Below are 6504 nucleotides of genomic sequence, written 5' to 3'. Positions count from 1 at the left end.
CACATCATCTTTGACCGTCCTCAATTTTTATTCCATCAAAATAGCTCGCTATTACTCAAAAATAAAAATCTGTGGTAGTTCAAATCTGACACACATTTTGAACTTTCGAGACGAAAATTTATGAATTATTCAGGCTAAATATTATAAACATGATTGTACTAAAGTGTGCAATTCTTCAAGTTTTACGGGTTTTGTAAAAAAATGATTGATGCCTATTTCCTTGCTGAGGCTTCGATATTTTTTTGTATCGTGGGCGGTAACTGCAATTATCGGAACTTTGTGATTTATAACTTCTGAATTCTCGTCTCTAATTATTTCACTTGCTTTAATTCCGTCCATAACCGGCATTTCTATATCCATAAGTATAATATCGAAACTTTTTTTTGACAGATAATCTATTGCAATTCTTCCATTTAATGCAATAGAAATATTATGTCCTTTTTTTACAAAATATGATTTGACAATATGTGCATTCATCGGATTATCTTCAACGTATAAAATTGTCAGTTTAGGAACTTTGTTTGATTTTGATTTTACAATGGAAATATTTTTCTGTTTTTGTGATTTTTCATTTTGTTCATCGATATTAAACAAGATTGTAAAACAAAAAACCGAACCCTTGCCAAGTTGGCTTTCTACCCAAATTTTACCGTTCATAAGTTCAACTAATTGCTTGCATATTGTTAGTCCCAATCCAATTCCTCCAAATTCTCGCTGAACGGAAGTGTCAACTTGAGTGAACCGTTCGAATATTTTTTTGTGATTTTTTTCTTCAATTCCAATTCCAGAATCTTTGATCGAAAACTGAACCACAACTTTTTCAGTTTGCTTTTTGTATCGATGAATTTGTTTTATCGAAAAGTCAATATTCCCACTATTTGTATATTTAAATGCATTGCCAAGCAAATGTCCAATAATTTTTTGAAGGTTATGTTCATCGCCAATTAGAAATTTCGGAATTTTTTGATCGATATTGAGACTAAATCCTATACCTTTTTCTGCTATTTCTTTTTTGAGTGGTTCAACTATTTTCTCGATGAAGGAAAAAATATCAAATGGGTTATTTTCTATCATCATGCCTTTTGCCTTAATTTTCGAAAGATCGAGAATGTCTTTAATAATTGACATTAATCTTTCCGAAGCATTTTGAAGATTGTTTTGATATTCTTGCTGAAGATTTGTAAGTTTTGTAGTTTCCATCAAATTATTGAAGCCCATAATTGCGTTCATGGGTGTTCTCATTTCGTGACTCATAGAAGCTAAAAAATCGCTTTTTACAACATTTGCTTCCTCAGCTTCCTTTTTTGCAACTATCAGTTCTTCTCTTATTTCAATTTGTTTTGTAATATCTTCTGTGTGAAGAAGAACCATATCGGGAAAAACAAAAGCAAACTTCACGGCATAGTGTTTTAGTTTTCCTGATTTTTTGAAAAGATGCGAATAGTTATAAGAAATTGTACATTTTTCGACAAAGCATCGCACAATGTCTTTTTGAAATTTTGGATTGTTTTTGTAAAGATCGATATGGTTGGTACCAATAAAATTTTTAATTTGCCCGTGAGTAACTTTAAATGCTGCTTCGTTGAATTTTTCAAGAACAAAGAAATTATCTAATTTTCTAAATAGATATGAAGGAATTGGAATGCTTTTGAAAATTGCTTTTAGCTTGAGCTCATTTTCTTCAATTGAGTTTTGCATTTTTTTTCTTTCGGTATTGTCTATCACGAAAGTAAGCACGGCAGGTTCTTTTTCCCATTCAATCAGAGTATTTTGAATTTCTACCCAAAGAATCTGACTATTTGTATGAATAATCCTAATATCGTATTTGTCTTCTACCTTCTTGCCTTCAAGTCGGTTTTTCTGATTGGATATTACTTTTTCTTTGTCGTCTGGGTGAATATAATCAATTATTGAAATTGAAGATATTTTGTCCTTATTTACTCCCAACAAACCTAAGAGTTTTGGATTGGCAAATCTTACTGATTCCGATGATGTAATAATTATTGAAACACTTGCTTGCTCAAAAACTCTTCTATACTTTGCTTCATTTTGTCTGAGGGTTTCTTCAATTTTTCTCCTATCGGTTATATCCCTAACATGCAGAAGTAAAGCCTTTTCGTTAGCATACTGGATAATATTTCCTCTTATTTCGACAGGAATGGCTTTTTTATTGGTTGTGTGAGTATATCCTTCTGCTTGATTCACTTCGCCTGAAAACCATTTCGGGTAAAATAGTTTTACTTCTCTTTGGTTTTTTTCAGGAACAAGGTCTATTACATTTTTTCCAATTAGTTCAGATTTCTTTATGCCATGTATTTTACATGCTTCTACATTTGCATCTATCACAAATCCTTCTTTGTCTTCCACAAAAATTGCATCAGGCGAACTATCAAAGAGTTTTTTAAATCTGTCGCCTGTTTCTTTTATTTCTGCTTGTGCTTCTGCTATTCTTTTGTTTTGGATAAAATCAATTCTATATGACCTTTCTATAAAATACCCTGCAATAATTCCTACCAAAAAAGACCATGAAAGAATTATGACTTTATTAATAATTATAAAAAAATCGTTTAGTTTAGATACGTCTTCAATATTAATAAAATGATAGTACTCAATTGCAATAAAAATGCAAAACACTATAAAATTTGTAATGAAAGCATGGTAGAATCTTATGCGCAGAACCGTAAAATTCCAAACTATTATTAATGACAGATACAAAAAGTATGTATGATATCCAATTTCTGTTTCTTTAATAAAGGGCAAGACTATTAAAGTGCCGGAGGCAGTTACCAGAGCAATAATTGCAAGGATTTGTTGAAAATATTTTTGAAATATTGTTTTTTTAAACGTAATAATTAAGCAAAACAACACAATTGGAAAAACAAAAATCAGACGAAAATAGAATGAAATATCCTTTGATTCTGGAATAAACCATATATCTAAAATACTCAATAAAATATATAAAACTATGACAAGAATAAATGCAAAACGGATATTTTTAAGAGATCTTGCGAAGTAATTCTCTATAAATTCTTTTTCTAAATTTTTATTAAACCAAAGTTTCATTTCTGAATATAACTAGTCTATTAATTCTCAAAGATATATTATTATTTTACAGTACACAATAATTTCAAAAAAACTGAAAATCTTAATTTATTATCTTCAAATACTACATTTAAACTAAGAAGTTACATGAAACTAAATAGAGTTTCTAAGAAAACAGTTCAAAATTAGAAATATCCCTTTTTGAGATATTTTGTTTTTTTTCATTTGTCTAATACAAAAGCATTTACTGCATTGGAGAAAATAGAAATCTTATCAAAAATAAATTATTTTATAAAAATTGCTAAATCTTTTTTTGAGGTATTGAAGAGAAATGTTTTGGTGATAGCTATCTGTAAGCTAAAATGCTAAATTGCATTGTTTCCAAAATTCTCCGATACCACCGCAGCAATAAAGTTAGAACGAGCCTAATAATGAGACTATTAGTTGCAGAAGACGTGAATTTCATTGCTATCGACAATTATCAACAATGTTCCCACCAAAATAATTTAGATAAAAATTATAGGCGTTGGCCAGAAAAAATGACGGGTGGGCGACGGCTTGTGGGCAGTAGCATCATCTTTAAATAAAGATATTACAGAACACACGATGAGATTAAAAGAAAATTATTTTTTCTTTAGCTTCGTGATTACTGAAGAATATTTTGAAGTATTACTACATTTTTTGAATTGATTTAGGAAATTTCTTTTTAAACCGCTATATTTCCATTTTTAGTTTAGTCTTTCATCGAAGGGAATATTAAAAATGTGTTGAGATTAAATATTTTTATAATGCCATGGTTATTAATATTTTAAATTGTCTGATAATATGAAATCAGAATTATTTATTAGGCTTATTTTTGCGAAAGTTTTCTTGCTTTCTATGTTGCTATTGCTCGGTCCTTTCTATTCAATAGAACTTCAGGCTCAAAAAGTTGATAGTCTTCAAAATATATTGTCAAAATCGAACGATAGAGAAAAGGTTTTGATTCTAAATGAGATAGCCGAATTTTATCTGAGTTCTTCTCCCGAAGAATCATTAAAAAATGCGAAAAAGGCATTAGAATTATCTAAAAGTATAAAGTTTAGCGAAGGCGAAATAATTTCTTTGGAGAATATTATAAACACTTATAATTTAATAATCAATGTTTACAATTATTTCAATAATTACATCATTGTTCTTTCATATATCGAAAATCTTATTGAAATATACGAAAAATTGGGTTATCAATCAGAAATTGCAAAATGCTATAATGATATTGGACAAATTTTTTCGAAGTGGGCAAATTATAATGTTTCGATAGAATATTCAAAAAAAGCTTTGAAAATATTTGAAAAATTAGGCAAGTCATATAAAATTGCTGAGACACAAGATATTATTGGTGCAGAAATGATTAAAAAGGAACGCTATGTAAGTGCATTAAAATATTTTAAAAAATCATTAGAAATATACAGAACATTGTCGGATAGCACACACCTTGTGGAAAATTTGAATTATTTAGCAAAAATTTATATTTATGATAATGACCACAAAAAAGCGAAAGAGCTTTTAGATGAGGCTTTGGAAATATGTAGAACAAATGGAGATGAGAATGGATTGGCAATGAGTTTATATTCCAACGGAAAAATCTTTGCTTCCCAAAAAAAATATCATAAAGCAATAGAGTTTTTTGATATGTCTTTACATAATTATATTGCCCTGAAAAATACTAAACAAATTGCTAATATATACAATTCTATTGCTGAGATGTATTTAGGCCTTAACGAAAATCTTTGGGCAATTTCTGAATATGAAAAGTCGCTAATTATAGCAAATATGTTGAATGATGGCGTTCTGATTATGAATATTTACGAATCATTTGCAGAAGTTTATTCTTTAATTGGCGATTATAAGCAAGCTCTATACTATCACCAGCTTTATAGTCAGAAACGTGAATATATCACCAAAGAGTTTAGTTTGAAGCAAATAGCTGAGTTAGAGGCAAGATATAAATCCGCAAAAAATGAAAAGCAAATTGAGAAGCTTCAAAAAGAGCAACAAATAAAATCCAAACAGATATATCGCGATGCAATTCAGTTGAAAAAGCAAAAAGCCTTAATCACAGTTGGGATTGTTAGTTTGATAATTACTGCATTTTTTGTCATTCTTCTATACCAAAAAAACCGCCTAAAAAAGAATAAAAATCGTGAACTCGAATTAAAAAATGAGAAGATTTCTGAACAAAAAAACAAACTCGAATTACAATCGGAAATGCTAATTTCTAAAAATATTGAGTTAGAAAAACTATCAATAGTTGCAAGCGAAATTCATAATTCTGTAATCATTGCTAATAATAATGGAGAAATAGAATGGGTAAATAATGCTTTCGAGCAATTGTATGGGCAAACTTTGGCAGAATTTAAAAAAACAAAAGGGACAAATTTAGTGGATGCAATACTTAACGAAAAAATTGTTGAAAGTTGCATAAAGAATAAAGAATCTGGGCATTTTACATCTTATTTTGCTTCAGTAAGTGGAAAAAACTATTGGTTGAAACGCGAAATAACTCCAATTTTTGATAAGAATGATAATCTTAGAAAAATTGTTGCTCTTGATTCTGATGTAACTTTATTTAAAATGGCAGAAGAGGAAATTAAGAATCAGCATCTCGAGATGGAAAACCAGCGAGATATTGCTCTTATTCAAAAAGATAAGATAATGTCGCAAAACATTGGAATTACAGATAGTATAAAATATGCTCAAAAAATTCAATCTGCCTTGCTTCCATCCGAAAATTCAGTGGCAAGATATTTTAAGGAATATTTTATAATAAATAAACCCCGTGATATTGTAAGTGGCGATTTTTATTGGATTTCGTACAAAGAAGATAAAATTATTACTGTAGTAGCAGACTGCACCGGACATGGCGTGCCGGGTGCTTTTATGAGTATTCTGGGAATTGCTTCTTTGGAAGATTTGGTAAATAATTCTACCTTTATTAGTGCAGAAAATCTGCTTTTTAAGCTTAGAGAAAATGTAATATCATCATTAAATACTACTTCAAACGAAGTTGAATCGAAAGACGGAATGGATATGGCTCTTTGTATTTTCGACCTAAAAAATATGATTTTAGATTTTGCAGGTGCTTATAATCCGCTGTATCTAATTCGTGATGGCAACCTTAAAGTTTATAAGGCAGACAGAATGCCGATAGGCGTACATCCGCACGATAAAAAACTGTTTACTAGTAAAAAAATTCTAATTGAAAAAGGGGATAGGTTTTATATGTTTTCCGATGGTTATATAGACCAGTTTGGTTGGAGAAATGGCAAAAAATTCAAAACCAAACAATTTAAAGAGCTAATAGTAACAAATAGTAATCTGCCAATGAAAGCGCAAAGGATAATTATTGAAAATACTTTGGAAAACTGGAAAGGAGATTTCGAACAAGTCGATGATATTTTAATTATGGGACTAAAAGTGTAG

The 6504-nt window shown here is 29.7% G+C and carries 2 protein-coding genes; one reads left to right on the top strand and one right to left on the bottom strand.

What is annotated here, in order from left to right:
- Positions 1-141: 141 nt before the first annotated feature.
- The gene (locus HN894_15995) at positions 142-3063 is read right to left on the bottom strand and encodes a PAS domain S-box protein (GenBank protein ID MBT7144825.1); all 2922 of its coding nucleotides are present in this window, start codon (positions 3061-3063) and stop codon (positions 142-144) included.
- A gap of 804 nt (positions 3064-3867) precedes the next feature.
- Here HN894_15995 and HN894_15990 point away from each other — a divergent pair.
- The gene (locus HN894_15990; GenBank protein ID MBT7144824.1) at positions 3868-6504 is read left to right on the top strand and encodes a tetratricopeptide repeat protein; all 2637 of its coding nucleotides are present in this window, start codon (positions 3868-3870) and stop codon (positions 6502-6504) included.

The organism is Bacteroidota bacterium (assembly GCA_018692315.1).
GTDB lineage: Bacteria > Bacteroidota > Bacteroidia > Bacteroidales > JABHKC01 > JABHKC01.
This window is presented reverse-complemented; position numbering and strand designations above follow the sequence as displayed.

Coding starts and splice junctions, on each gene's coding strand:
- HN894_15995 (MBT7144825.1), bottom strand. CDS start 3,063: ATGAAACTTTGGTTTAATAAAAATTTAGAAAAAGAATTTATAGAGAAT.
- HN894_15990 (MBT7144824.1), top strand. CDS start 3,868: ATGAAATCAGAATTATTTATTAGGCTTATTTTTGCGAAAGTTTTCTTG.